The following is a 21456-nucleotide window of genomic DNA, read 5'->3' on the forward strand; positions in this document are numbered from 1 at the left end:
CCGGTTTTGTGCCCGGACGGCCCCCTTCTACCTGAGACGGCAGCGCGCCGTTTTCTTGCATCGCTGACCAAACCCACGCGCATTCTTGTCGCGATTTCAGGTGGAAGCGATTCAACCGGCCTGCTTCTGGCGCTTGTTGAAGCCCTCAAGGCCATACCCAATTCAAAAATCTCTCTTTGTGCGGCAACTGTCGACCATACCTTGCGGGCAGAATCGGCCGAGGAGGCGCGCGAGGTTGCAGCCTTCTGCAGCTCTCTTGGTATCCCGCACTTGGTCAAGGTGTGGCAGGGTGAGAAGCCCAAATCAGGCATCATGGCGGCAGCACGCGACGCTCGCTACCAGCTGCTTGCCGATGTCGCCAAAAGCCTGAAAGCCGACATTGTCGTGACCGGGCATACGGCAGACGACCAGCGCGAGACGCTTGCCATGCGCAAGGAGCGCTCTGAGCAAGCGAGCACCGGTATTGCGGACCTCGTCCTTTTCGATCGAAGCCTCTGGATAGCCCGGCCACTGCTCGGCTGCAGACGGCAAGCTATTCGCGACTTTCTCCGTGCGCGACAGGTTGCCTGGATCGATGACCCGAGCAACGACGATCCGAAGTATGAGCGCGTTCGGGTGCGCTTGCGGCTGGCGGGGGAAGCGGAGGTCGCGTCTGGTGCGGACGGGGCAATTGTGCGCGCGGCGCTCGCCACTTCGGCGGGCCGATGGTTGCATAGGTATTTTGCCCTGCATTCTCCTTGGATAGGTCAGGTGATGCCGGCCGGGCTCGCCGATCGAGAGACGCTTTGTTATGCCGTTCCACGCCTTGCGGCAGTGTTCGGCGGACAGGCATTCCCGCTCGGGCGAAAACAGACGGATGATGTGCTCGGTCTCGTTGAAAGTGGGAAGCCGGGCCGGATGACCGCGGGCAGGGTGGTCTTCGATCTTCGGCGCGACGGGCTCTTTCTTGTCCGCGAAAGCCGCGGCATTTTGCCGTTGACGTTGACGCCGGGTGCGCGCGGTCTCTGGGACAGCCGGTTCCTCGTTGAAAACGGATCTCCGGACGACATCACTATTCTTGCAGGTCAACACGGGCCCGTCAGCGGTCGACTGCCCAGGGATGTTGTTCGGCGAGCCTTGACGGCGGCACCACGCATCGTTGATTTCGCAGGAGAAGATCCACTTGCCAGTGTTGGCGAGAAAGTAAGGATCACCCCCTATTTTTCGCCCTTCGACCGTTTTTTGACACGATTTGATTTCATCTTCGCAGATAGCCTTGCGGCTGCCTTTGGTACACGCCCCTATCCAAAACCGCCTTTAGGTCTTATTGACGGAAAATCTATCTAACAGTCCAGTTTGCCTTGGCATTCACCTGAGGCAATCCTATGTTAGAGGCCAAATAAGACGGTCGCCATGAGGCGGCTGTTCCAGTGCTGGGGAGTTCGATGAACCCTAACTTACGTAATTTCGCCTTGTGGGCAATCATAGCTCTGCTGCTGATTGCTCTGTTCAGCATGTTCCAGACGTCGCCGGCGCAGACCAGCTCCCGCGAAATCCCTTATTCGCAATTCTTGCGTGAAGTGGATGCGGGCCGCGTCAAGGAAGTCGTCGTCACGGGCAACCGCGTGTCTGGCAGCTATGTTGAAAATGGCACCACCTTCCAGACTTATACCCCTGTCGTTGATGACAACCTGCTCGATCGCCTGCAGCAGAAGAACGTCCTGGTTTCGGCGCGCCCGGAAACCGACGGTTCGTCGGGCTTCTTGAGCTATATCGGCACGTTGCTGCCGATGCTGCTGATCCTGGGCGTCTGGCTGTTCTTCATGCGGCAGATGCAAGGGGGTTCGCGCGGCGCGATGGGCTTTGGCAAGTCCAAGGCTAAACTTCTGACTGAAGCGCACGGCCGCGTGACCTTCGATGACGTCGCCGGCGTTGACGAAGCCAAGCAGGACCTCGAGGAAATTGTTGAATTCCTGCGCGATCCGCAGAAGTTCCAGCGCCTCGGCGGCAAGATTCCGCGCGGCGTGTTGCTGGTCGGCCCTCCTGGCACCGGTAAGACGCTGCTCGCCCGTTCTGTCGCCGGCGAAGCGAACGTGCCGTTCTTCACGATCTCGGGTTCCGACTTCGTTGAAATGTTCGTCGGTGTCGGCGCATCCCGTGTGCGCGACATGTTCGAGCAGGCCAAGAAGAACGCGCCTTGCATCATCTTCATCGACGAAATCGACGCCGTCGGCCGCCATCGTGGCGCCGGTCTCGGCGGCGGTAACGATGAACGCGAGCAGACGCTGAACCAGTTGCTGGTCGAGATGGACGGCTTTGAAGCCAACGAGGGCATCATCCTGATCGCTGCGACCAACCGTCCCGACGTTCTCGATCCGGCACTGCTGCGTCCGGGCCGTTTCGACCGCCAGGTCGTCGTTCCGAACCCCGATATCGTCGGCCGCGAGCGCATCCTGAAGGTCCACGCCCGCAATGTGCCGCTGGCACCGAACGTCGATCTCAAGGTCCTGGCTCGCGGTACGCCTGGCTTCTCCGGTGCTGACCTGATGAACCTCGTCAACGAAGCTGCCCTGATGGCTGCACGCCGCAACAAGCGCGTCGTCACCATGCAGGAGTTCGAAGACGCCAAGGACAAGATCATGATGGGCGCCGAGCGCCGCTCTTCGGCGATGACCGAGGCGGAGAAGAAGCTGACGGCCTATCACGAAGCCGGTCATGCCATCACCGCGTTGAAGGTTCCCGTTGCGGATCCCCTGCACAAGGCAACCATCATTCCGCGCGGCCGTGCGCTGGGCATGGTGATGCAGTTGCCTGAAGGCGACCGCTACTCCATGAGCTACAAGTGGATGGTGTCGCGCCTCGTCATCATGATGGGTGGTCGCGTTGCAGAAGAGCTGACATTCGGCAAGGAAAACATCACCTCCGGCGCATCGTCCGATATCGAGCAGGCCACCAAGCTTGCGCGTGCAATGGTCACGCAGTGGGGCTTTTCGGATGCGCTTGGCCAGGTCTCCTACGGTGAAAACCAGCAGGAAGTGTTCCTTGGTCACTCGGTTTCGCAGTCGAAGAATGTTTCCGAGGCCACCGCTCAGACGATCGACACCGAAGTCCGTCGCCTGATCGACGACGCCTATTCGGAAGCGCGCCGCATTCTCACCGACCACCACGAGGAGTTCGTGGCGATCGCCGAGGGGCTGCTCGAGTACGAAACGCTGACGGGCGAAGAGATCAAAGCGTTGATTCGCGGCGAGAAGCCGTCGCGCGATCTCGGCGATGACGCGCCGCCCAGCCGCGGTTCGGCCGTGCCGAAGACCGGCACGCGCCCAGCGACAAAGGGTGACGAGCCGGAGGGTGGCCTGGAGCCGCAGCCGCATTGATTTCTCTTGCAGAATGACCGAAAGGCCGGGTCCGTTAGGACGCCGGCCTTTCGCGTCGGTAACGCGATGTAATGGGTTTTCTTGCTAATTTACGTGATGGACACCGCGATTTATGTCATGCCGGTGACATAGCGAGGCCTCATTTGGGGCTCTTGTAGCGATAATTCCGCCTGTGGCGGCTCATTTTTTGCAAGTGGTAATGCGCAGCCTGTAGGCGCGCCAAGGCACAGGGGTGCATATGAAAAGACGCTATTTCGGTACGGATGGCATTCGCGGTCAATCCAACGTGTTCCCGATGACACCGGATCTTGCGATGCGAGTTGGTATCGCAGTTGGAACGATCTTCCGGAGAGGCAACCACCGTCATCGCGTCGTCATAGGCAAGGACACCCGCCTTTCGGGCTACATGCTCGAAAACGCAATGGTGGCCGGCTTCACCGCTGCAGGCGTCGATGCGTTCGTTCTCGGTCCTATACCGACACCGGCCGTAGCTATGCTGACGCGGTCCTTGCGTGCTGATATCGGTGTCATGATCTCCGCCTCGCATAATCCCTACGAGGACAACGGCATCAAGCTCTTTGGGCCGGATGGCTACAAATTGTCCGACGATCTGGAGTCGCAGATTGAGGATTTGCTTGAGAAGGATCTGTCCTCGCAGCTTGCGAAGTCGGATGACATCGGCCGCGCCAAGCGCGTTGACGGCGTTCACGACCGCTACATCGAGCACGCTAAGCGCACGCTGCCGCGCGACGTGACGTTGCAGGGATTGAGGATCGCGATCGACTGCGCAAACGGCGCTGCCTACAAGGTGGCTCCAGCTGTCCTCTGGGAACTCGGTGCCGACGTTGTGACCATTGGCAACGAGCCGAACGGCACGAACATCAATCTCAATTGCGGTTCTACCAGCCCGGTCGCGCTGCAGAAGAAGGTCGATGAAGTGCGCGCCGATATCGGCATTGCGCTCGACGGCGACGCCGACCGCGTCATCATCGTCGACGAGAACGGTGCGGTTGTCGATGGCGACCAGCTGATGGCTGTGATCGCCGAAAGCTACGCCGAGAGCCAGCAGCTTCGCGGCGGCGGCATTGTCGCGACCGTGATGTCCAATCTCGGGCTCGAGCGCTTCCTCGACGACAAGGGACTTGGTCTCGTGCGTACGATGGTCGGTGACCGCTACGTTGTCGAGCACATGCGCCAGCACAACTACAATGTCGGCGGTGAACAGTCCGGACACATCGTGTTGTCGGACTATGGCACGACGGGCGACGGTTTGGTGGCTGCGCTGCAGATCCTTGCTGCGGTCAAACGGACCGGCAGGACCGTCAGCGAAGTATGCCGTCGCTTTGACCCCGTGCCGCAGCTCCTCCGCAACGTCCGTATCTCCGGCGGCAAGCCGCTCGAGGATATTCAGGTGCAGAAGGCGATTGCCGATGCGGAGGCCGAGCTCGCAAAGAATGGCCGCCTGGTCATCCGCCCGTCCGGTACGGAACCGCTAATCCGCGTCATGGCCGAGGGCGATGACCGCTCGCAGATCGAGCGGATCGTCAACGAATTGATCGGCACGATTTCGAACGTGCGCTCCGCAGCCTGAAGTCGACATGCACGCTTTTTGTCGGGTGCCGCCAGCTTCCCAGCTGGCGCGCGTCCGTTCCCGTAACATCATGATAAATATCTTGTAAATTTAATCGGACATTAACTCTGATTTGTAAGAGTCCAGGCTGAATAAAGGTCAGACGCGGTCTAGTGGCGCGTGCTGGGTATTGATTGTTCCTGGAGAATACTATGAAGAGATTTTTGATTGCCGCGGCTGCGGCGCTGATGGGAGGTGTCCCAGCTCTCGCTGCCGATCTCTATGTCGACCCGGCGCCGCCACCAGTTCCCGTCTTTGGCGGATGGTACTTGCGCGGCGATATAGGCATGACCAATCAGCGTCTTGGCAGCATGCAGCACGAGCTGTTTGACGACGTGGATTTTCGCGAATTTGTCGATGACGGCAGCTTTGACAGCGGGCCGCTCGGTGGACTTGGTGTTGGCTATCAATTCAACCAGTGGCTTCGTGGCGATGCGATCGTCCAGTATCGCGGCAAGACTGATTTCTCTGCGCTTGATCGTTATGGACACACCGATGCAACGGGCACGGCTGTCTGGGATGCCACGAATGACTACGACGGTGCCAAGTCGGAATGGCTGTTGATGGCCAACGCCTATGTCGATATCGGCACCTGGGAGGGCATCACGCCGTATGTGGGCGCCGGTATCGGTGCGTCACGCAATACGATCTCTCGTTTCCGCGATGTTAATGTCCCTACGCTCGGAGTTGCATACGGGGACAGCGACTCCACTTGGAACTTTGCATGGGCGCTGCATGCCGGGATCGGCTATCAAGTGACCGACCGCCTGACCGTCGATTTCGGCTATAGCTATGTTGACCTTGGTGACGCAAAAAGCGGCCGGCTCCGCTCCTATGATGACACCGTTAACACCGGCCCGATGCACTTCAACAACATTACCTCGCACGACTTCAAACTCGGCCTGCGCTACTCGCTGCAATAGCCAATTCGTTCATCGTTGGAGGAGCTTTCGACTTCAAGGCCGCCGTCACGGCGGCCTTTTTCGTGGTTTGAACCTCAATCGAAGTTAACAAATATGGTTAACCGCGCGTTAGCAACTCGCTGGAATAATACCGCATGGTCAGTCATGCGGGCACCGCTTTGCCCGGTCGGGAATTGCAATGAAATCGTCCATCACGATCCTCGCCACTGCGGCAAGCCTTGTCCTGCTTGGTGGGCGGGCGATGGCGGAGGAGCCCCCTATTGCTGAGGCACCGGAGATAAGCATTCCGGGCGACTCGTCCACGACCGGCTGGTATCTCCGCGGTGATCTTGGTTATGCTCCATGGACCGGCAACGAAACGCCGGACTACCGCTTCGATGATGGGGCTATCCACGAGTTCGATTCGGCACGCTTCTCGAAGCCCGTTTCTGGCGGTGCGGGGATTGGCTATCAATTCACCGACATCTGGCGCGCCGACCTGACGGGGGATTTCTTCAAAAGCGATTTTACCGGCACGGCCAACACTGATCTGCCTTGTGCCGCATCCGCGCCTGCCGGGACCGGCTGCACCTCCGGTGTGCGCGCCGATCTTCGGGCCTATGGCGTCATGACCAACGGCTATGCGGACCTTGCGACCGTTGCCGGCTTCACCCCGTATGTCGGCGCCGGCATAGGGGTAACCAACGTCAGATGGGGCAGCGTACGTTCGCAACCCGAGTGCGTCGATGGTGGTTCGGCCTGCTCTGGGGTCACGTTTCCGCCCCAAGATTTCAATGGCGAAAACAACTGGCGCTTCACTTATGCACTGATGGCGGGCCTCAGTTATGAAATCACCAACAACATCAAGGTCGATTTGGGCTATCGCTTCTCCGATATCGCCGGCGGCAGCATGTTTGCCGGCCCCTCCGGGACCAGCGGCCGCGACGACGGATTGACGCGGCACGAGATTCGTATCGGCTTGCGTATCGCCGGCTGGTAGTCCGCGACGCAATGACGCGTGTAGACCAAAAAATCCTCCAGTTGCGACGCTTGCCCGTTGACTATGTCAGGCGCGATCTATATCCACGGCGGCGGGACACCTCTCCCCAACGAGAGGCTAATTACCTGGAAGGGTATACATATGGCCGCTGCCACCGCAAAGCCGGACGTCCGTCCGAACAACACTCATTTTTCTTCTGGCCCTTGCTCGAAGCGTCCCGGTTGGTCGCTCGAAGCCCTTTCCGACGCGCCGCTTGGCCGTTCGCACCGCGCGAAGATCGGAAAGATGAAGCTCAAGCAGGCCATCGACCTTACCCGTGAAATTCTCGAAGTGCCTGCCGATTACCGCATCGGCATCGTGCCCGCTTCCGACACCGGCGCCGTCGAAATGGCGCTCTGGTCGCTGCTCGGCGAGCGCGGCGTCGACATGGTCGCCTGGGAAAGCTTCGGCGCCGGCTGGGTCACCGATGTCGTCAAGCAGCTGAAGCTGAAAGACGTCCGCAAGATCGAAGCCGGTTACGGCGAGCTGCCGGACCTTTCGACCATCGATTTCGACCGCGACGTCGTCTTCACCTGGAACGGCACCACCTCGGGCGTTCGCGTTCCGAACGGCGACTTCATCCCGGCCGACCGCAAGGGCCTGACGATCTGCGATGCCACCTCGGCTGCTTTTGCGCAGAACCTCGATTTTGCCAAGCTCGACGTTGTCACCTTCTCCTGGCAGAAGGTTCTCGGCGGCGAGGGCGCTCATGGCGTCATCATCCTGTCGCCGCGCGCTGTCGAGCGTCTGACGACTTACGCACCGGCCTGGCCGCTGCCGAAAATCTTCCGCATGACCTCGGGCGGCAAGCTGATCGAGGGCATATTCACCGGCGAAACCATCAACACGCCGTCGATGCTCTGCGTCGAGGACTATATCGACGCACTGCTCTGGTCGAAGGATGTTGGCGGCCTGAAGGGCCTGATGGCCCGCGCCGACGCCAATGCCAAGGTCATCGCCGACTTCGTCGCCGCCAATGACTGGATCGCCAACCTGGCCGTCAAGGCCGAGACGGCTTCCAACACCTCGGTCTGCCTGAAGATTACCGATAAGGACGTTCTGGCACTCGACGCCGACGGCCAGGCGAACTTCGCCAAGGGCATCGTCAGCCTGCTCGACAAGGAAGGTGTCGCCTACGACATCGGCCATTACCGTGACGCTCCGTCTGGCCTGCGCATCTGGGCCGGCGCCACGATCGAAACTGCAGACATGCAGAAGCTGATGCCGTGGCTTTCCTGGGCGTTCGAAACGCAGAAGGCGACGCTTTCCCAGGCTGCCGCCTGAGTTGATCGCATCCGGCTCCGCCGAACGGGCGGAGCCTCGCAATCCCGATTACATTCCATCGTTGAACCTTTTGAAGGAAGCCCCCAATGGCACCTCGCGTTCTCGTATCCGACGAACTGTCGGAAACTGCCGTCCAGATCTTCCGTGATCGCGGCGTCGAAGTCGATTTCCAGCCGCAGCTCGGCAAGGACAAGGACAAGCTTGCCGAAATCATCGGCAACTACGACGGCCTCGCTATCCGCTCCGCCACCAAGGCAACGGAAAAGCTGATCGCCGCCGCGACCAACCTCAAGGTCATCGGCCGCGCCGGCATCGGCGTCGACAATGTCGATATCCCGGCCGCTTCCAAGCGCGGTATCATCGTCATGAACACGCCGTTCGGCAACTCGATCACCACGGCCGAACACGCCATCGCTCTGATGTTCGCCGTTGCCCGCCAGCTGCCGCAGGCAGACAGCTCGACGCAGGCCGGCAAGTGGGAAAAGTCGAAGTTCATGGGCGTCGAAATCACCGGCAAGACGCTCGGCGTCATCGGCGCCGGCAATATCGGCGGCATCGTCTGCAAGAAGGCCATCGGCCTCGGCATGCATGTTCTCGCCTACGACCCCTTCCTCTCGGCCGAGCGCGCCCAGGAGATGGGCGTCACCAAGGTCGAGCTGGACGAGCTGCTCGCCAAGGCCGACTTCATCACCTTGCACGTACCGATGACCGACAAGACGCGCGGCATTCTCGGCAAGGAAAACCTCGCAAAGACCAAGCCCGGCGTTCGCATCATCAACTGCGCCCGTGGCGGCCTGGTCGATGAGGCAGCACTTGCCGAGGCCATCAAGTCCGGTCACGTCGCCGGAGCCGGTTTCGACGTTTTCGAAGTCGAGCCCGCCAAAGAAAGCCCGCTGTTCGGCCTGCCGAACGTGGTTTGCACTCCGCATCTCGGCGCGTCGACGACGGAAGCCCAGGAGAACGTGGCCCTGCAGGTTGCCGAGCAGATGTCGGACTATCTGGTGAAGGGTGCCGTTTCCAACGCCATCAACATGCCCTCGATCACTGCTGAGGAAGCACCGATCCTCAAGCCGTTCATCCGGCTCGCCGATGTTCTCGGTGCCTTCGTCGGCCAGGTGACGGAAGAGCCGATCAAGGAAATCGAGATCCTCTTTGACGGTGCGACGGCTGGCATGAATACGCGGGCGTTGACGAGCGCGCTGCTTGCCGGCCTGATCCGGCCGCAGGTCGCCGATGTCAACATGGTCTCGGCTCCTGTTATGATCAAGGAAAAGGGCATCGTCCTCTCCGAGGTCAAGCGCGACAAGACCGGCGTCTTCGACGGCTACATCAAGCTCACCGTCAAGACCGACACGATGACCCGATCGATCGCCGGCACGGTCTTCTCGGACGGCAAGCCCCGCTTTATCCAGATCAAGGGCATCAATCTCGATGCCGATGTCGGTTCGCACATGGTCTACCTCACGAACACCGACGTTCCCGGCATGATCGGCTTCATCGGCACCACGCTTGGCGCTGCCGGCGTCAATATCGCGAACTTCCAGCTCGGCCGCGACAAGCAGGGCGGCGATGCGATCGCGCTGCTTTATGTCGACGGTCCGATCGGCGACGAGGTCCTTGCCAAGCTGACGGCAAATCCGGCGATCCGTCAGGCAAAGCCGCTGGTTTTCGCAGTCGACTGAGTTTTGCTCCCAAGGCAATGAGAAAACCCGGCGCGGGAACCTGCGCCGGGTTTTCTCGTTTTGCCTGTTGATCACTCGCGTTGATAATCACTGTCGCGAGCGACTATCGTTCCTTTCACCTATTCGGGTGCGTCCATGACAAAGTCAGCCGTGATTATCGTCCTTGCGCTCTCATCTCTTGTGAGCCTGTCATCCTGCGCAAATACGGCGAATGGTCTTGCCAAGGACGGCCGGGAGGCGAGTAGTGCGCTGGATCAAAGCACGCATCGTATCCTCAGGGCCGGCGCGAACTGAGAGACGCTGCCGGCCTTCTACGCCTACGAAGCATCTGCCCGCCAGACCAAGCGGGCTTGCCGTTACTGCGGCGTGGCCGGAGCCGGAGCAGCGGGGGCCGGAGCGGCTGGAGCGGCAGGGGTCGCCGGAGCGCTCGCGGGCGGGTTTGCTGCAGGCGGTGATGCTGGTGCAGTCGACGCAGGCGGCGAAGCTGGCTCGGACGCCGTCGGCGCTGGTGCTGTCGCTGTCGAAGAACTCTGTGATCTCGGCCAATATGTAGCCGCCAAGGCAACGATGACAACGATCGCTGCGAGCACAATCCAGATCGTCCTGCTCTTCGATGCCGATGTGTTCACCGGGTTCGGCTTGTTGAAGTCATTCGTCATGTTAGTCCTCCTCTAAACGTTAACTCCCAGACGGGTAAAATGTTCCGATACGCGCAAATCTCCGTGAAGGTTATGTGAGCCGCCAGGATGACGCGCTCGAATCCGCGAATGCTCATGGGCTTGCCGGTCCCATTGCAGTCAATTTTACAGTAACGTACTTCCAATTTACGCCTGCTCGTGTCTCGCTAAGATCGCCTCTTCGCGTGGATTTGGATCTCGAGGGCGAGGCCGCGACCGGCTTGAGAGCCGTTGCAGAGAACCTTTCGATGTTGGAGGCCGGGTGCGAACGAGCATGATGGCAATTCCCTTTGCGGCCCTCTTCGCGCGCCACGTACATGCACGCCTGCATGCCGCATTTCACCGGGGGCACTGGGCATTCGTCGCCGTGATGCTTTTAGCAGCGATGGGGAGCGAAAACGCTCACGCCCAAATGCCGCAGCCGTCCGACAGACAAGAGTTTCCACAGCGAGAGCTGGTGATCGGCACCAAGGAGGCGCCACCCTTTGCGATGAAGGATGCCGACGGAAATTGGACAGGTATTTCCATTGACCTCTGGCGGGAAGTTGCCGAGAAGCTCGGACTGAAGTTTCGCCTCACCGAGGAACCCAACGTCCAGAAACTCCTCGAAGCGACATCGCGAGGCGACTACGATGTTTCCGTGGCGGCGATCACCATCACCGCCGATCGCGAGCGGATCGTCGATTTCAGTCAGCCTTTCTACGATACAGGGCTGGGAATAGCTGTTTCGGTCAATAGCGTATCAGTATGGCGCGAGATCATCCGGACAATGATTTCGGCGGGCTTCCTGCAGGCGGCAGGAGCGTTGATCGGCATCTCTCTGCTTGTCGGCGCGTTGGTGTGGCTGTTCGAGCGGCGTCATAACGACGACTTCGGCGGGCCGCTTGGACGTGGTTTGGGAGCAAGCATCTGGTGGTCGGCGGAGGCCATGACCCAGGCAAGCACCGGTCACCGCGGGCCGATCACAATCGCGGGCAGGGCGCTCGCGATTATTTGGATGGTGGTCTCGATCATCACGATCGCGGTCTTTACGGCCAGCGTCACCTCCGCGTTGACGACAAGGCAGATGCGCGGGCTGGTCAACGGCGTCGAGGATCTGCCGGGCGTGCGCGTCGGGACGCTTGCCAACTCGGCGACCATCGGTTTCCTGGACGGCGAACGCATCAAACATCGGACGTTTCCTCAGGTGGCCGACGGGCTCAAGGCGCTGGAAGCAGGATCGATCGATGCTTTCGTGTACGACAAACCGTTGCTTGCCTGGACCGTCGAACAACGCTTCTCCAGCACGGTTCAAGTGCTGGATGTCGATTTCGAACCTCAGAGCTACGGGCTCGCGATGCCCCTTGGACGGCCCTATCGCAAGGCGATCGATGTCGCCGTCCTTCAGGCAGTTCACGATCAGCGTTGGAAGCGGACGCTGTTTCAATATCTGGGGGAGAAGCAGTAGCGCGGGCGACCGACGTCTCCGTTATTGCCGTTCGCCGCGCGGTCTACTTCGCCGGCTTCAGGAGCCTCAGTGCGTTGATTGTGACGAGCACCGTCGCACCGGTATCGGCCAGGATCGCGGGCCACAGGCCGGTGATGCCAGCGATGGTCGTCACAAGGAACACCGCCTTCAGGCCCAGCGCGATGCTGATGTTTTGGACGATATTGCGCATGGTGCGCTTCGAGAGTTCGATCATTGCCGCCACATCGCTGACACGTCCATGAAGGATGGCGGCGTCGGCCGTTTCCAGCGCCACATCGGTACCGCCGCCCATGGCGATGCCGACATCGGCGGTCGCAAGGGCAGGGGCGTCATTGATGCCGTCGCCGACCTTGGCAACGATCAAGCCGCCGCGCTTCAGCTCGTTCACGATGCGCTGCTTGTCCTCCGGCATCAGTTCGGCTCGGACTTGGATGCCGAGTTCTTTGCCGATGGCCTCGGCAGCGCGGTGATTATCGCCCGTGAGCATGACAGTCTTGATACCCGCTACAGTCAGCGCTTCAAGACCGGACTTGGCGTCGTCGCGCGGCTCGTCGCGCATGGCGATCGCTCCTGCCAGCGTGTCGCCGACGATCAGCACCGAAACTGTTTTCCCATCGTCATTGAGTGCCGTGATACGCGCGGTCTGATCGGATGAGAGCGGAACTTGCTCGCCGGCAGCTTTCGGAGATCCGAAGAACACAGGCTGACCCTCGACTGTCCCGGCGATGCCTTTCCCTCCCAGGGCCTTGGCGCCGTTCACTGCGGGTACCGGGATACCCACAGCTGTTGCCCGTGCCAGGATCGCCAGCGCCAGCGGATGGCTCGAGCCTGTCTCAAGGGCGGCAGCATACCTCAGGACATCCGCCTCATCCCTTGCGAAGGCGATTACATCGGTCACCTGCGGCTTGCCTTCGGTTAGCGTGCCTGTCTTGTCGAGGGCGACGGCGGTGACTTTGCCGAGCGTCTCGAGCACTGCGCCGCCCTTCAGCAGCAAGCCGCGGCGCGCTCCCGAAGAAAGCGAGGCGGCAATCGCGGCCGGGGTCGAAATCACAAGGGCGCAGGGGCAGCCGATCAGCAGTATGGCGAGACCCTTGTAGATCCATTCGTCCCAAGCAGCTCCCATAAGAAGCGGCGGCATGATGGCAACCAGAGCAGCAACGACGACCACACCCGGCGTGTAGTAGCGCGAGAAACGATCGATAAAGCGTTCGGTCGGAGCCTTCGACTCCTGTGCCTCCTCCACCAGTCGGACGACACGCGCGATTGTGTTGTCGGCGGCCGCTGCGGTCACCTTGACCCGAAGTGCCGCATCACCGTTGACCGTGCCGGCAAAAACCGTTTCACCTTCACCTTTGCGTACCGGTGTGCTTTCGCCTGTGACCGGCGCTTCGTCGATTGCACTCTCGCCAGACAGGATGGTGCCGTCCGCCGCGATGCGGTCACCAGGTCGAACCAGAATAATCGCGCCGACGGCGAGGCTTTCGGCCGGCACTTCCCGGGTCGTGCCACCTTCCTCGATAAAGGCTCGTTTGGGAACCAAAGTCGTCAGGGACTGGATGCTTGCCCGTGCCTTGCCTGCGGCGACGCCTTCCAGCAGTTCGCCAACCAGAAACAGGAAAACCACGGTTGCGGCTTCCTCGCCGGCATGAATGATCACCGCGCCGACTGCCGCGATGGTCATCAACATTTCGATCGAAAACGGTGTGCCCGACAAGGCAGCCGTGACTGCGCGACGAGCGATCGGAACAAGCCCGACGAGCATCGCAACGACGAATGCATAAGGCGCAATGGAAGGCACAAGGTGGCCGATGACGTAGGCGACCACGAGCGCCACACCGGAGAATATGGTCAGGCGACCTTTCCTGCTTTGCCACCAGGGACCAACCATCGGCGCGTCGTGGCCGTGGAGCCCTTCCAGTGCATCCGGCGCCTGCTCCGCCGCATGATCGTGAGCCTGATGGTTGTGCCCGGCGTGATCGTGGTCACCATGGTCATGGTCATGGTCATGGTGGGAACGGCCTGCCTGCTCCGTATCCGCCGGCAACCTGCCGGCCGCTTGCGAGACGCTATAGCCTAGGCTCGTGACTTTCTTTTCGATGGCGACAAGGTCGCTGCTGCCGTCGTGGCGTACGGTCATCGTTCCGGCGGTCACCGAAACCGAAACGTCTTCGACGCCGGGCATACGTCGGACGGCCGTGTCGATCTTGGCTGCGCAACTGGCGCAATCCATGCCGCCGACCCTGTATCGCTTCTCGACCGTTTCGCCCATGATCCGCTTCCTTGTCAGTTCGAAGCATCTTTCCTACATCCTCTAGCGACTAGAGGTGCAAGAGGAAAATCATGAAAAAGATCACGATCGGGGAAGCGTCCCGGAAAAGCGGCGTCAAGGTACCGACAATCCGCTACTATGAGAGCATCGGCCTCCTTGCGGAGCCAAATCGTAGCGAGGGCAATCAACGCTCCTACGAGCCGGCCGATCTGCGCAGGCTTGCCTTCATCCGTCACGCCCGCGAGCTTGGGTTCGAGGTGGAGGCGATCCGCACTCTCCTCACCCTGCAGGACGATCCGCACCAGTCCTGCGCGTCCGCAGATGCGATCGCCAAGGCTCGCCTAATCGAAGTCGAGCAGAGGATCCGGAGCTTGATGGCGTTGAAGGCTGAGCTTGAGCTGATGGTTGAAGGCTGCGGGCACGGGCGCGTCGATCAGTGCCGCGTCATCGAGGTGCTGGCCGATCACGGTCAGTGCAGTCATGCTCATCACTCGCGGTGGAATGAAATCGGAAGGCTCCAGGGAGCCTGAATCTTTCAGCCTTGCACAATACGCAGGCGTTTCGCCTATAGCTTCTGCGATTTATAATTTTGATCGTATTTAGATTTTCTGTGCACGCCCGACCGATCCCTGCTTTTAGGATCAAAACCGAAGAGCAGTCGCAGAAGGTACCGCTGAAGGTGCATGGCTCCTACTGGGCCGCCGCCCGATGCTGCAGGCTGAGACGAAGTTTTGATTGACGGCAGCGTATTTACCTCTGGTCGCCGGCATCGGCTGCTGACGCCATAGCGTCAAACGCGTCCGCCGCCTTGCTGCGGTAGCGCTCCTGATGGCGGAGCAGAAAGAACGGCCGGGGCAAGGGAGGAATGTTCGCTTCCTTAAGAGTTCCGGCCCGGAGAAACGGGGTGGCGATGCTTCGTGATATCAGCGTTGCACCCAGTCCGGCCTCGACAGTGCCAATCACCGTCTCGTTGCCCGGCAGAGACATGGGAACATCCAGCTTCGCGACCGTCAGTCCGGCTGTTTGGAGAAGGCTCTCGAAAGCGCGTCGGGTTCCGGAACCTGTCTCGCGCAGGATCCACGCGGTTTGGGTGAAATCTCTGATGGTTCGCGGTTTTCCGTCGGCCCAGGCGTGCCCGGGCGCTACGACGACAATCATCTCGTCGGTGGCAATCTTTCTCATCGACAGGCCCCGGCGATGCTGTGGCCATTCGATGAGGCCGATTTCTGCTCGCCCTTCCGCTACAGCATCCGTCACTTCCTCCGTATTGCCGATCTTGACGTTCAACGCGATGCCGGAATGATGCCTGCGATATTCCGCGAGACGCGGTGCAAGCCAGTAGCCGGCGACAGTCTGGCTCGCCATGATCGATAGTTCGCCGTGCATCAGGCCGGAAAGATCCATCAAGGCCGCTTCGGCGGCGCGTGCGCTCGCGAGGACCGCGTGCGCTTCCTTGAGGAACATCCGCCCAGCTTGGTTCAGCACGATCGAGCGACCGACACGGTCAAACAGCGCAACGCGATGCCTGCTTTCGAGCGCGGTGATTGCTGCGCTGACGGCCGATTGCGTCATGTTGAGGTCGGCAGCCGCCTGAGTGATGTGCTCTCGCGCGGCGACTGCAACGAAGATTCGAAGCTGTTCAAGGGTCAAAGGAATACCGATCCTAAATTAATCATTCGATTTTGTCGAACAAAATTACAATTATAATTCGTTGGAGTCGATTGATTTAGCGGCGTATCCAAGAGCGATAACGAAGGATACAGCCATGACCGCATTTTCCGTTCCAGGCATTCGACCCACGCCGTCCGAAGGACACTGGCGCATCCTGCATTTTACGCCGAACTGGTTCGCGGCAACGATGGGTACGGGCATTTTTGCCATCTGTCTCGCGCAGTTCCCGAATGCGCCGGCATTGTCGATCTTCGGGGAAGTGTTGTGGCTGGCGAACATCGTGCTGTTCGCCAGCCTTTCGGCTCTATATGCAAGCAAATGGATCCTGTACCCGCGGGATGCCCTGCGTGTGTTCGCCCACCCTGTCGTGTCGATGTTTTTTGGGTGCGTCCCGATGGGGCTGGCGACCATCATAAATGGAACGGTGATCTTTGGCGCAGCGTGGTTTGGCCAAGCCGCCATCTCGGTGGCGGTTGGCCTGTGGTGGTTCGATGCGGCGCTTGCGGTGCTTTCCGGTCTTGCGATTCCGTTCGCGATGGTCACCCGGCAGACGCATGTGCTCGAAGAGATGAGTGCGGTGTGGCTGTTGCCGGTGGTTGCCTGCGAAGTCACCGCGGCAAGCGGCGGGTTGCTGCTTCCTCACATTCCCGGCGCGGGTAACCAGATGACGGTGCTGTTTGCGAGTTACGTGCTCTGGGCCGCTTCCGTGCCGCTGGCGCTTGGGCTGCTCAGCATCCTCTTCCTGCGGATGGTGCTTCACAACTTGCCTCCGGCCAGCATGGCGTCGACCGCTTTCCTGTCGCTCGGCCCGATAGGGACCGGGGCGCTCGGACTGATCCTTTTTGCGCTGAACGGGAACGCGGTGCTCGCCGCCAATGGTCTCGGCCTCTTTGCCGGCGCAATGTCGGGTGCCGCATTCCTCGGCGCGATCTTGCTTTGGGCCTATGGGTTGTGGTGGTTGGGCATGGCGCTGGCCATAACTGCCCGCTACGTGGCGAATGGCCTGCCATTCAACCTCGGCTGGTGGGGATACACCTTTCCGATCGGTGTCTACGCGGTTGCAACGCTGCGTCTTGCGGCGGCGGTCCATTTTCCGGCGCTCGCGATGCTCGGTGCCGTTCTTGTGATCGTGCTCGCGGCGATCTGGATTGTCGTTGCCGTCAGAACCTGCTTCGGGGCCGTGGACGGCACACTATTTGTAGATCCTAGTTTGGCTGACGGGGCTCCGTCGGGCCTCACTCGGTAAGGCTTGAGTTCATCGGTCGAAGCGACTCACCTCGATTCCGCTGCCGACCGGCAAAAGCACGCTGGTAATGCCGGGCCTGGCCCGGATCGCCTTGCCGTATTGCCTGACGTTCTCGTCGCCGGGACGGAGCATGTTGTCCGCAACGACAATCGCGCCGGGATTGAGCTTGGGATAGAAGGCCTCGAGGCAAGGCAGATACAAGTCCTTCCAGAGATCCACGAGGACAAAGTCGATGCCATCGGTGAGGTCACCGATCATTTCGACCGCGTCACCGATCCGGAAATCGATCCAGTCCGCGAGCCTAGCCTTTGTCGCCATCTCTTTGGCATGTGCCGACTTATACTCGTGCAACTCCATGGTGATCAGCCTGCCGCCTGCCGCCCGCGCCGCTTCCGCCAGCCAGATGCCGGAATAGCCGAAGGAAGTGCCAAGCTCGAGAATGACCGGCTTTTCGAGGCTCTTGGCGAGAATGTTGATAAGTTGCCCGGTTTCCCGACCGACCGCGCGCAAACGCATGTCCTGCCCTCCGTCGCGGCCGCCGGGCACAAGCTGGCGAGGGCTGTTCTGCTCCTCGCGGATCATGACATGGTAGGTATCAAGCACGTCTTGAATCTTGCTGTCCATCTTCGACTCCTCGAGGGGTGCCCGCGTTGAGACACCCACATGCGCGGCCCTGCTGACAAGATTTGCTCGGTAGTCGCCGGCATGAAAGTTAAACTTTGGCAACAATCGCCATTTACCGCCAAGCGTTGTTGCACGGCCCTGAGATGTCGGTTACATCCGGCGCGTCAACGGTCGGGCGTCGCTCGGCCGCGTAAGCGTTAACGTCACTCAACGCGTATGATCGAACGGCTCTGCGGCTTCGATCTGCGCGACTGTGTCCTGCGGATCGAGGTGAAGAGCCTCTGAAGGACACGATGGATAGCAATCAGAACTCAACTTACAGCCTGCCGGCTCCACAGATCGAACGGGTTCGTCATGAACTACGTCGCCGCTCCCTGACGGTCGCCGAAGTCACGGACATCACGCCGGGCATGCGCCGCATCGTCCTGACGGGCGACGACCTTGCGGACTTCATCAGCCTAGCGCCGGATGATCACGTGAAAGTCTTTGTGCCTGCGCTCGAGGGCGAGGCCCGTCGCGACTATACGCCACGGCGGTACGACAACGATGCCCGCACGTTGACGATCGACTTTGCCTTGCATGAAGCCGGCCCGGTGACCCAGTGGGCGATTGAGGCATCCGTGGGCGATACGCTTGCGATCGGCGGGCCGCGAGGCTCAGCGGTGGTGTCCTCAACCGTGACCCGGTGGCTGCTGATCGGCGACGAAACCGCGCTGCCTGCCATGGGACGCCGGATCGAGGAAAGCGATGTCGGCATGGTGATCACCGCGATCGCGGCGGTGGCAGGGCAGGCGGAGAGGCAGATCTTCGAAACCAAGGCGGATCTACATATGCATTGGGCGGAACGATCGCCTTCGGATGCGACGGATGCCGGACCGCTTCTGAGCATATTGCGGGGAGTCGATATTCGGCCGGAAACTTTCGTCTGGGTCGCAGCCGAGGCGTCGGTTACCCGCGCAATCCGCGCCTATCTTGTTACGGAGCGGGGCTATCCGTTGCACTGGATCAAGGCTTCCGGGTACTGGGTCAAGGGCAAGGCCGATACCACGGAGAAGTTCGACTAGGTTCTGTTCAGGAGGCGCGCGCGTCACGCAGACGCCTCGCTCCCTGCTCCTACGGCCTCTGAAGGGCCCTTTCCAGCGTGAAATCCGTGTTCGCAACGTCGCTGCATCTCGGATCTTCGCAAGCAACGCGCGGTTGGAAAGTGTTTGACACACCCGGATCCACCATGGATCATACGCCTCATGGGGTCGCGATCACCCCACGAGGCGCCAGCCGAAGAGTCGCGTCCAACGAAGCCGCTAACACGGAGGGACGCGCGATGCCGTCATTCACCGAAATCTCAGCCGACAAACTCAACCGCCTCATTGGCACGCCCGGTGCGCCGGTGTTGATCGATGTGCGCAACGATGAGGATTTTTCTGCCGATCCTCGTCTCATTCCCGGGTCAATCCGCAGGCCGTTCAGGGAGGTGGACCAATGGGGCCATGAAATCCAGAGTCCAGCGGTGATCATCTGCCACCATGGCGCCAAGCTCAGCCACGGCGTTGCCGCGCATCTTCGCTTCATGGGCGTGCAGGCCGAAACGCTGGAAGGCGGGTTCGAAGCATGGATCAAGACGAGCGGCCTTGCTGTGCCCTCGGAGAAGTTGCCGTCTCGTGATGCCAAGGGACGAACCGTTTGGGTCACGCGCGCGCGCCCGAAGATCGACCGTATCGCATGCCCCTGGCTGATCCGTCGCTTCGTCGATCCGTCGGCCGTCTTTCTGTTTGTTCCGACCGCGGAGGTCTTGATGGTCGCCGACCGTTTCGGGGCGACACCCTTCGATATCGAGGGTGTCTTCTGGAGCCATCGCGGCGATCGCTGCTCCTTCGACATCATGGTGGAGGAATTTGCCATTCAATCCGACGCGCTCCTCAGGCTTGCGACGGTTGTCCGGGCGGCCGATACCGCAAGACTCGATCTTGCGCCTGAAGCGGCCGGATTGCTGGCGGCTTCACTCGGGCTTTCGCGGATGTTTGCCGACGACCTTGAGCAATTGGAAGCAGGCATGACCCTATACGATGCCTTCTATCGATGGTGCCGGGACGCGACCGACGAGACGCACAATTGGCCCTCGGCGAAGAAGGGAAGCTGAGATGGCCAACCTTGTCACGGATACACCCGCCGACAACATGACGGGCGGGACGGGTCACGGTGTCTCCTTCGGCGAAGCCTTCCGCGTCTGGTTGCGGGTGGCGGCGCTGAGCTTCGGCGGCCCGGCCGGGCAGATCGCCGTCATGCACAGGATCGTCGTCGACGAAAAGAAGTGGATCGGCGAGCATCGTTTTCTGCATGCCCTGAACTACTGCATGCTGTTGCCGGGACCAGAAGCGCAACAGCTCGCCATCTATATCGGCTGGCTCATGCACAGGACGGCAGGCGGGCTTGTCGCCGGCATCCTTTTCGTTTTGCCTGGTTTCCTGTCCATCCTTGCCCTCAGCTACGTCTACGTGCTGTTTGGAAACGTCGACGCCATCGAAGGCATGTTCTTCGGTCTCAAGGCGGCTGTTCTTGCGGTCGTTTTGCAAGCCGTCATCCGGATCGGTGGTAGAGCGCTGAAAAATCCGGCGATGGTCGCCATCGCGGCCGCGGCGTTCGTGGGGATCTATATTCTGCATATCTCGTTCCCGTTGATCATCCTGGCGGCGGCGATCATCGGCTTTTTGGGTTCGGCAACCGGCTCGAAGCCCTTCCAGACAGGCAATGGCCATAAGGCCGCTGCCGGTCGCGTGCTGGCCGACGTCGATTCCGCGCTCGGAAAGGAAACGCCGCTCCACGCGCGGCCGAACCTGCTATGGTCGTTGAAGATTTCGGCCGTCATGCTGGCGTTGTGGCTCGGACCGCTCTTGCTGCTTTACGTGCTCCGAGGCGGCGATGATGTGTTTACGCAGATCGGCGTCTTTTTCAGCAAGATGGCCGTGGTGACCTTTGGGGGCGCGTACGCCGTGCTTGCCTATGTCGCGCAGGAGGCGGTTCAGCATTATGGCTGGCTGCGCCCAACGGAGATGCTGGATGGGCTCGGCATGGCCGAGACGACGCCCGGCCCCCTGATTATGGTCCTCCAGTTCGTCGGCTTCATGGGAGCTCACCGCGATCCAGGCGGTCTCGATCCGATGGTGGCCGCGACGCTGGCCGCAATCCTCACGACCTGGGTGACCTTCGTGCCGTGCTTCCTGTGGATCTTTCTGGGTGCGCCGTTCATCGAGAAGCTTAGGGGAAATGCAGCGCTCGCAAGCGCGATGTCGGCCATTACCGCTGCTGTGGTCGGCGTCATCCTGAACCTCGCAATCTGGTTCGGCTTGCATTTCCTGTTTACCGAGACGCGCATCCATCGGCTTGGCCTCGTATGGATTGAGGTACCCGTCTGGTCATCGCTGGCTCTGCCGTCGCTCGTTCTCAGCATCGCGGCTGCCGTTGCCATCTTCCGGTTCAGACTGTCGGTGATCCCCACATTGATCGCTTGTGCCGTGGCCGGAATGCTTTGGAAGCTACTCGGGGCGGCGCTGTAACAGCGGCAGCACAAGGCATGTGCCAAGCGACACTTCACTGATGAAACTTGCATCCTC

17 protein-coding genes are annotated in these 21456 nt (G+C 60.6%); 14 read left to right on the forward strand and 3 right to left on the reverse strand.

What is annotated here, in order from left to right; all coding sequences use genetic code 11:
* Nucleotides 1-6 precede the first annotated feature (6 nt).
* The 9 genes from tilS to FHX16_RS14165 all read left to right on the forward strand — a co-directional run bounded on the left by tilS (nucleotide 7) and on the right by FHX16_RS14165 (nucleotide 12017).
* A complete protein-coding gene (gene tilS, locus FHX16_RS14120; protein ID WP_183862098.1) occupies nucleotides 7-1326 on the forward strand; it encodes a tRNA lysidine(34) synthetase TilS in 1320 nt (439 codons plus the stop codon).
* A gap of 98 nt (nucleotides 1327-1424) precedes the next feature.
* Nucleotides 1425-3356, forward strand: a complete 1932-nt coding sequence (gene ftsH / locus FHX16_RS14125; protein WP_183862096.1) for an ATP-dependent zinc metalloprotease FtsH — start codon at nucleotides 1425-1427, stop codon at nucleotides 3354-3356.
* A gap of 238 nt (nucleotides 3357-3594) precedes the next feature.
* Complete coding sequence (gene glmM / locus FHX16_RS14130) at nucleotides 3595-4947, forward strand: phosphoglucosamine mutase (RefSeq protein WP_114714619.1); 1353 nt, start codon at nucleotides 3595-3597, stop codon at nucleotides 4945-4947.
* Between the two features lie 191 nt (nucleotides 4948-5138).
* Nucleotides 5139-5909 (forward strand): outer membrane protein, encoded by a 771-nt coding sequence (locus tag FHX16_RS14135; protein ID WP_183862094.1) that lies wholly within the window; start codon nucleotides 5139-5141, stop codon nucleotides 5907-5909.
* A 178-nt stretch (nucleotides 5910-6087) separates the two neighbouring features.
* Nucleotides 6088-6888: an outer membrane protein gene (locus FHX16_RS14140; protein ID WP_259129053.1), complete on the forward strand. Its 801-nt coding sequence runs from the start codon at nucleotides 6088-6090 to the stop codon at nucleotides 6886-6888.
* 141 nt (nucleotides 6889-7029) lie between these two features.
* Nucleotides 7030-8211 carry a phosphoserine transaminase gene (locus FHX16_RS14145; protein WP_183862090.1) on the forward strand — a complete coding sequence of 394 codons (1182 nt, stop codon included), beginning with the start codon at nucleotides 7030-7032 and terminating at the stop codon, nucleotides 8209-8211.
* Nucleotides 8212-8297: 86 nt separating this feature from the next.
* Nucleotides 8298-9893, forward strand: coding sequence for a phosphoglycerate dehydrogenase (gene serA / locus FHX16_RS14150; protein WP_183862088.1), 1596 nt, complete (start codon nucleotides 8298-8300; stop codon nucleotides 9891-9893).
* Between the two features lie 366 nt (nucleotides 9894-10259).
* Entirely contained in the window at nucleotides 10260-10568 is a 309-nt protein-coding gene (locus FHX16_RS14160; RefSeq protein ID WP_183862086.1) for a hypothetical protein, read from the forward strand.
* Between the two features lie 276 nt (nucleotides 10569-10844).
* Entirely contained in the window at nucleotides 10845-12017 is a 1173-nt protein-coding gene (locus FHX16_RS14165; RefSeq protein ID WP_183862084.1) for a transporter substrate-binding domain-containing protein, read from the forward strand.
* A 43-nt stretch (nucleotides 12018-12060) separates the two neighbouring features.
* Here FHX16_RS14165 and FHX16_RS14170 read toward each other — a convergent pair whose 3' ends face one another.
* A complete protein-coding gene (locus FHX16_RS14170; protein ID WP_183862082.1) occupies nucleotides 12061-14307 on the reverse strand; it encodes a heavy metal translocating P-type ATPase in 2247 nt (748 codons plus the stop codon).
* A gap of 71 nt (nucleotides 14308-14378) precedes the next feature.
* Between FHX16_RS14170 and FHX16_RS14175 the strand changes: the two genes are divergently transcribed.
* Nucleotides 14379-14837 (forward strand): helix-turn-helix domain-containing protein, encoded by a 459-nt coding sequence (locus FHX16_RS14175; protein ID WP_183755696.1) that lies wholly within the window; start codon nucleotides 14379-14381, stop codon nucleotides 14835-14837.
* A gap of 220 nt (nucleotides 14838-15057) precedes the next feature.
* Here the strand turns inward: FHX16_RS14175 and FHX16_RS14180 are convergent, their stop codons facing one another.
* Nucleotides 15058-15957 carry a LysR family transcriptional regulator gene (locus tag FHX16_RS14180; protein ID WP_183862080.1) on the reverse strand — a complete coding sequence of 300 codons (900 nt, stop codon included), beginning with the start codon at nucleotides 15955-15957 and terminating at the stop codon, nucleotides 15058-15060.
* A gap of 115 nt (nucleotides 15958-16072) precedes the next feature.
* On the opposite strand from FHX16_RS14180, the gene FHX16_RS14185 reads away from it, so the two are divergent.
* Nucleotides 16073-17224, forward strand: a complete 1152-nt coding sequence (locus tag FHX16_RS14185) for a TDT family transporter (protein WP_183755694.1) — start codon at nucleotides 16073-16075, stop codon at nucleotides 17222-17224.
* 9 nt (nucleotides 17225-17233) lie between these two features.
* Here the strand turns inward: FHX16_RS14185 and FHX16_RS14190 are convergent, their stop codons facing one another.
* Entirely contained in the window at nucleotides 17234-17848 is a 615-nt protein-coding gene (locus FHX16_RS14190) for an O-methyltransferase (protein ID WP_183862077.1), read from the reverse strand.
* 293 nt (nucleotides 17849-18141) lie between these two features.
* On the opposite strand from FHX16_RS14190, the gene FHX16_RS14195 reads away from it, so the two are divergent.
* From FHX16_RS14195 to chrA, 3 genes are all read left to right on the forward strand, one after another.
* Nucleotides 18142-18912: a siderophore-interacting protein gene (locus FHX16_RS14195; protein WP_183862075.1), complete on the forward strand. Its 771-nt coding sequence runs from the start codon at nucleotides 18142-18144 to the stop codon at nucleotides 18910-18912.
* Nucleotides 18913-19169: 257 nt separating this feature from the next.
* Nucleotides 19170-19985: a sulfurtransferase/chromate resistance protein gene (locus FHX16_RS14200; RefSeq protein WP_183862073.1), complete on the forward strand. Its 816-nt coding sequence runs from the start codon at nucleotides 19170-19172 to the stop codon at nucleotides 19983-19985.
* Nucleotide 19986: 1 nt separating this feature from the next.
* A complete protein-coding gene (gene chrA, locus FHX16_RS14205; protein ID WP_183862071.1) occupies nucleotides 19987-21399 on the forward strand; it encodes a chromate efflux transporter in 1413 nt (470 codons plus the stop codon).
* The last annotated feature ends 57 nt before the right edge of the window (nucleotides 21400-21456 follow it).

The organism is Rhizobium sp. BK661, from assembly GCF_024808825.1.
Lineage (GTDB): Bacteria > Pseudomonadota > Alphaproteobacteria > Rhizobiales > Rhizobiaceae > Rhizobium.

What these genes read in the sequence shown, in the direction of transcription:
- chrA (WP_183862071.1), top strand. Translation starts at nt 19,987, where the DNA reads ATGGCCAACCTTGTCACGGATACACCCGCCGACAACATGACGGGCGGG.
- FHX16_RS14190 (WP_183862077.1), bottom strand. Translation starts at nt 17,848, where the DNA reads ATGGACAGCAAGATTCAAGACGTGCTTGATACCTACCATGTCATGATC.
- FHX16_RS14185 (WP_183755694.1), top strand. Translation starts at nt 16,073, where the DNA reads ATGACCGCATTTTCCGTTCCAGGCATTCGACCCACGCCGTCCGAAGGA.
- FHX16_RS14135 (WP_183862094.1), top strand. Translation starts at nt 5,139, where the DNA reads ATGAAGAGATTTTTGATTGCCGCGGCTGCGGCGCTGATGGGAGGTGTC.
- ftsH (WP_183862096.1), top strand. Translation starts at nt 1,425, where the DNA reads ATGAACCCTAACTTACGTAATTTCGCCTTGTGGGCAATCATAGCTCTG.
- FHX16_RS14145 (WP_183862090.1), top strand. Translation starts at nt 7,030, where the DNA reads ATGGCCGCTGCCACCGCAAAGCCGGACGTCCGTCCGAACAACACTCAT.
- glmM (WP_114714619.1), top strand. Translation starts at nt 3,595, where the DNA reads ATGAAAAGACGCTATTTCGGTACGGATGGCATTCGCGGTCAATCCAAC.
- FHX16_RS14170 (WP_183862082.1), bottom strand. Translation starts at nt 14,307, where the DNA reads ATGGGCGAAACGGTCGAGAAGCGATACAGGGTCGGCGGCATGGATTGC.
- serA (WP_183862088.1), top strand. Translation starts at nt 8,298, where the DNA reads ATGGCACCTCGCGTTCTCGTATCCGACGAACTGTCGGAAACTGCCGTC.
- FHX16_RS14200 (WP_183862073.1), top strand. Translation starts at nt 19,170, where the DNA reads ATGCCGTCATTCACCGAAATCTCAGCCGACAAACTCAACCGCCTCATT.
- FHX16_RS14165 (WP_183862084.1), top strand. Translation starts at nt 10,845, where the DNA reads ATGATGGCAATTCCCTTTGCGGCCCTCTTCGCGCGCCACGTACATGCA.
- FHX16_RS14140 (WP_259129053.1), top strand. Translation starts at nt 6,088, where the DNA reads ATGAAATCGTCCATCACGATCCTCGCCACTGCGGCAAGCCTTGTCCTG.
- FHX16_RS14195 (WP_183862075.1), top strand. Translation starts at nt 18,142, where the DNA reads ATGGATAGCAATCAGAACTCAACTTACAGCCTGCCGGCTCCACAGATC.
- FHX16_RS14175 (WP_183755696.1), top strand. Translation starts at nt 14,379, where the DNA reads ATGAAAAAGATCACGATCGGGGAAGCGTCCCGGAAAAGCGGCGTCAAG.